At 70.5% G+C, this 4,040-nt stretch carries 5 protein-coding genes and 1 pseudogene; 3 read left to right on the top strand and 3 right to left on the bottom strand.

The annotated features are described in order from the left end of the window. The first annotated feature begins 169 nt into the window (after positions 1-169). Positions 170-713 (top strand): annotated as a pseudogene (locus ACFXB5_RS04305) (SDR family NAD(P)-dependent oxidoreductase). A 1-nt stretch (position 714) separates the two neighbouring features. Here ACFXB5_RS04305 and ACFXB5_RS04310 read toward each other — a convergent pair. Next, positions 715-1,017, bottom strand: coding sequence for a muconolactone Delta-isomerase family protein (locus tag ACFXB5_RS04310; protein WP_385202219.1), 303 nt, complete (start codon positions 1,015-1,017; stop codon positions 715-717). An 81-nt stretch (positions 1,018-1,098) separates the two neighbouring features. Then, positions 1,099-1,479: a nuclear transport factor 2 family protein gene (locus ACFXB5_RS04315; protein ID WP_385202221.1), complete on the bottom strand. Its 381-nt coding sequence runs from the start codon at positions 1,477-1,479 to the stop codon at positions 1,099-1,101. A gap of 83 nt (positions 1,480-1,562) precedes the next feature. Here ACFXB5_RS04315 and ACFXB5_RS04320 point away from each other — a divergent pair, with 83 nt between their 5' ends. Next, complete coding sequence (locus tag ACFXB5_RS04320) at positions 1,563-2,180, top strand: TetR/AcrR family transcriptional regulator (protein ID WP_385202223.1); 618 nt, start codon at positions 1,563-1,565, stop codon at positions 2,178-2,180. Between the two features lie 50 nt (positions 2,181-2,230). Beyond that, a complete protein-coding gene (locus tag ACFXB5_RS04325; RefSeq protein ID WP_385202225.1) occupies positions 2,231-3,154 on the top strand; it encodes a LysR family transcriptional regulator in 924 nt (307 codons plus the stop codon). Between the two features lie 36 nt (positions 3,155-3,190). On the opposite strand, the gene ACFXB5_RS04330 is transcribed toward ACFXB5_RS04325, so the two are convergent. Further along, positions 3,191-3,904, bottom strand: a complete 714-nt coding sequence (locus ACFXB5_RS04330) for an SDR family NAD(P)-dependent oxidoreductase (RefSeq protein ID WP_385202227.1) — start codon at positions 3,902-3,904, stop codon at positions 3,191-3,193. Between the last annotated feature and the right edge of the window lie 136 nt (positions 3,905-4,040).

Consider the following 4,040-nt stretch of genomic DNA (forward strand, 5'->3'; position numbering starts at 1 on the left):
CGGGCGCGCCGCTGTCGGGCGCATGATGGAGACAACGGCAGCGACCCCGCCTGGGACCTGAATCCATCGAGCGGCCCCTCGGCGGAGTGGGCGCACTTCCACGGAGCACCTGCCCGGCGCCACGGCCCGGATCGCAACTACCGCCTGAACCGGAGAGAGCGGTGGTCGAATGAACACCGTGCAGAAGGTCGCCATCGTCACCGGGGCTTCCCGGGGAATCGGCGCCGCCCTGGTGTCCGCCTACCGCGAGCTCGGCTACGCGGTTACCGCGACCGCCCGCTCCCTGGACGAGTCGAGCGATCCCAGCGTGCTGACCGTCAGCGGTGACGTGGCCGAGCCGGGCGTCGGCGCCCATATCGTCGACGCGACCCTGGCCCGGTTCGGACGGATCGACACGCTCGTCAACAACGCCGGGGTCTTCGTCTCCAAGCCGTTCACCGACTTCACCGACGAGGACTACGACCTCGTGACCGGGGTCAACCTGCGTGGCTTCTTCGAAACCTCCCGCGGCGCCGTCGCCGCGATGCTCACTGGGCATCATCCGCACTCCCATGCATCCGCCCGAGACACACGAGGCCCTCGCCGCGATGCACCCGCTCGGCCGGATGGGGGAGATCGAGGATGTGGTCAACGCGATCGTCTACCTCGAGAACGCCCCGTTCGTCACCGGCGAGATCATGCACGTGGACGGCGGCCAGAACGCCGGCCACTGAGTCAGCCGGTGACGCCGGCCCCACCCGGGTCATTGGGGTGCGGCCGAACGGCGGTGACCACCGCGGTCATCCAGGGCCACAGGGGCAGCGTACCGAGCACCTTCTCGTGCAACTCGGCCTCGTCGGCGGCCCGCCACAGACCGATGCTGCGCAGTTCACCCACCGGACGCCACAGCCTGGCCAGGTGGCCGGCGGCGGTCAGCTCCCGGGCCCGTACCGCTTCGGCCGCACGGCGACGGTCGACCTCGGCCGGGTCGGTGCCCTCGGGGACGGTGGTGGTGAGCTCGACCAGGAACTCTTCCATGGCATTTCCTCTCTCGGGTCCCTGTGGGGGACGAGGCCGTACGGTGCGCCCGGCCCGGCCTTGCGTGGATCGTCGCCGGCCTCAGTGATCAGCGACGATCCGGGAGACGTGGTACTGGCGGATCCGCCAACTGCCGCCCTCGTGCTGGAGGACCAGCGACAGGTGCACCGGGGCCTCCCAGCCCGTCGGATCCCGGAAGGTGACGTCGGCGAAGCCACCGGCCACGTGCTCGCCGATCCGGTAGCCGTGGACCTCCCCGAGATGCGCCCTGCGGTAGTCCGGAACGGCCTCGTAGTAGCCGCGCACCGCGTCCCGGCCGGAGAGCGTCTCAGGGCCGAACCCCTGGAAGAGGGCGTCGGGTGTGAACAGGTCGGCCATGACGTCCGCCTGGTGGCTGTCGAAAGCGGCCTGCCAGCGTCTCAGCACCTCGTGCATCGGGTCGTTCACCGCGTCAGTGCTCATGGCGTCAGCTCCTGTGATAGTGGACCGGTGTGATAGATGACCGGTCTAGTAAAAAGGTAGTCGATCGGTCGTATACTGGCAACATGGGACGGACGAGTGATGCCAGGGAGAAGATCCTCAGCGCTGCGCGGGCGCTCATCGAGCTGCGCGGCTACTCGGCTCTGGGGGTGGCCGAGATCTGTAAGGCGGCCGGGGTGCCCAAGGGCAGTTTCTACTACTTCTTCGAGTCCAAGGAGGCCCTCGCGCTGGCCGTGATCGACGAGCACTGGACCGCCCAGCGCCACGACTGGACTCGCATCCTGAACAGCGACGCGCGGCCGCTGCAACGGCTACGGCAGCTGTTCGAGGAGACGGAGGCCGCCCAGCGGGCCGGCCAGCGGAGCTGCGGGACCGTTTCGGGCTGCATGTTCGGGAACCTCACCCTGGAGATGAGCAACCAGACCGAAGCCGTCCGCGAGCGGCTGCAGGAGATCTTCGAGACCCAGGTCGAGATGGTCGACTCGGTCATCGCCGATGCCGCCGAGCGTGACGAGGTCACCGTCGCCGACACCCGCGAAGCCGCTCGGTCCGTGGTCGCGCAGCTCGAGGGCCAGGTCCTGTTCGCCAAGCTCTACAACAACGCTTCCCGGCTCAGCGCGGTGTGGCCGAACTGCCTGGCATTGCTGGGAGCTCGCACACCTCAGGCACCGGTCGGCGCCTGAGGTGACGGCCGCTGACCGGCTCATGGGTGTCGTCTCCCATGGCGGGTAGCATGGCGATCGTGGAGCTGCGCCAGTTGCGGTATTTCGTCGCTGTGGCCGAGGAGCTGAACTTCGGCCGGGCCGCGGAGCGGCTCCTTATCGCCGGTCCCTCCCTGTCCCAGCAGATCAAGGCGCTGGAACGGGACCTCGGCGTCCGGCTCTTCGACCGCGACCGCCGTTCGGTGGCCCTCACTCCGGCCGGAGCGGCCCTGCTCCCGCACACCCGGGACCTGCTCGACCGCGCCGACGATCTCCGCAGCCGTGCCGCGAGGATCGCGGGCTCGGAACCGGTCCGGCTCGGATACGTGAATTGGCTGCCCTCGGACCTGACCGCCCGTGCCTCGTCCGTGGCGCGCCTGCACATCGACGCATGGGTCGCGCCCTCCCACGCCCAGGCCGCCCGCGTCGCGGACGGCGGTCTCGACCTCGCGGTGTGCTGGATTCGTACGGACGATCTGGAGAAGCGCGGACTCAGCGCCCGGCTGATCGGCGCGGACCGGCTCTACGCCGTCTCGGCCGGGCAGGACACCGGCGAGGTCCGCGCCCGGGACACCGTCGTGCTGCTGGACGACGACGCCACCACATGGGTGTCCTGGAACGACTACGCGGAGCGGCTGGCCGCCGACACCGGCGCCACCGCGGTGCGCATCGCGGACGGTGGCATCACCGGCCCCGTGTTCTTCGACCACGTGCGCCACCGCGGGCGACCCGTCCTCAACTCGCCCAAGGGCCAGACCACTTCACTGCCGCCCGACCTGGTCATGCGTCCCGTCGTCGAGCCGAAGGTCTATTGGACCTGGTCCCTCGTCTGGCGCCGGGAAGAACGCCGCCCGGCCGTACTGAGCACCGTGGACGCCCTGACGGAAGGCGTCGGCGACTTCGGCATCCACGCGCCGGACGCATGGCTCCCTGACGGGGATCCGTACAAGCGGTAGTTCTCCTCCCGTCGGACCGCGTGCGGGATGGCGTGGTCAGACGGTGGCCGCGAGCATGTCGAGGGAGATCTGCCACAGGCGGTCCGCTTGCTGAGTGTCCAGTGCGTGGGCGGCCACTCCGCGCCGGACACCGGGCTGATGGGGTCCGGCCTCGGCGCAGTCCTCGAAGTACCGGCCGGTCACGCCCTCGGCCAGCGGGGAGGCGGCGAGCAGTACGGAGGTCGCGGCCCCCTGCTCGATGTTCTTCCAGGACACATCGGTGCTGGTGGGGTCGAACGAGGCGGGGCTGTGGGAGATGTCCCCGATGTGGCGGCCGAGCCGGGTGCTCGTGATCCGGCCGGGGTTGAGGGCGTTGACGGCGATCAGATCGGATGCCCAGCGGCGGCTCGCCTCGACGGCGAACAGGACATTGGCGGTCTTGGACTGGCTGTAGGCCGCCCACGGGTCGTAGGGGTGGCGCTCGAAGTTGATGTCGTCGAAGAGCACATCGCCGTTGACGTGGCCGACCGAGCTGACCGCGACCACTCGTGCGCCACGGGCTGCCGTCAGGGCGCCGTGCAGACCGGTGGCGAGGGCGAAGTGGCCGAGGTGGTTGGTGGCGAACTGCATCTCCCAGCCCTCCCTCGTCCGCTGAAGTGGCGAGGCCATCACACCGGCGTTGAGGACCAGGATGTGCAGCGGCCCGCGCCAAGCATCCACGAAGGCGCGCACCGAGCTCTGGTCGGCGAGGTCGAGCATGGCGGCGTGCACGGTTCCCGGGCCGCGGGGCGGGGGGGGGGCGCCCGCCGGCCCCCCCCCCCCCCGCCCGGGGGGGGGGGGCGCGGGGGGACCGGGCGACCGGGGCGGCCCCGGGCGCGGCGGGGTGTGGGGGCGAGCGGGAGGGGGC

This window comes from Streptomyces sp. NPDC059455, from assembly GCF_042750115.1.
GTDB lineage: Bacteria > Actinomycetota > Actinomycetes > Streptomycetales > Streptomycetaceae > Streptomyces > Streptomyces endocoffeicus.

Excerpts from the sequence above, each read along its gene's own strand:
- ACFXB5_RS04320 (WP_385202223.1), top strand. The coding sequence starts at position 1,563 with ATGGGACGGACGAGTGATGCCAGGGAGAAGATCCTCAGCGCTGCGCGG.
- ACFXB5_RS04315 (WP_385202221.1), bottom strand. The coding sequence starts at position 1,479 with ATGAGCACTGACGCGGTGAACGACCCGATGCACGAGGTGCTGAGACGC.
- ACFXB5_RS04310 (WP_385202219.1), bottom strand. The coding sequence starts at position 1,017 with ATGGAAGAGTTCCTGGTCGAGCTCACCACCACCGTCCCCGAGGGCACC.
- ACFXB5_RS04325 (WP_385202225.1), top strand. The coding sequence starts at position 2,231 with ATGGCGATCGTGGAGCTGCGCCAGTTGCGGTATTTCGTCGCTGTGGCC.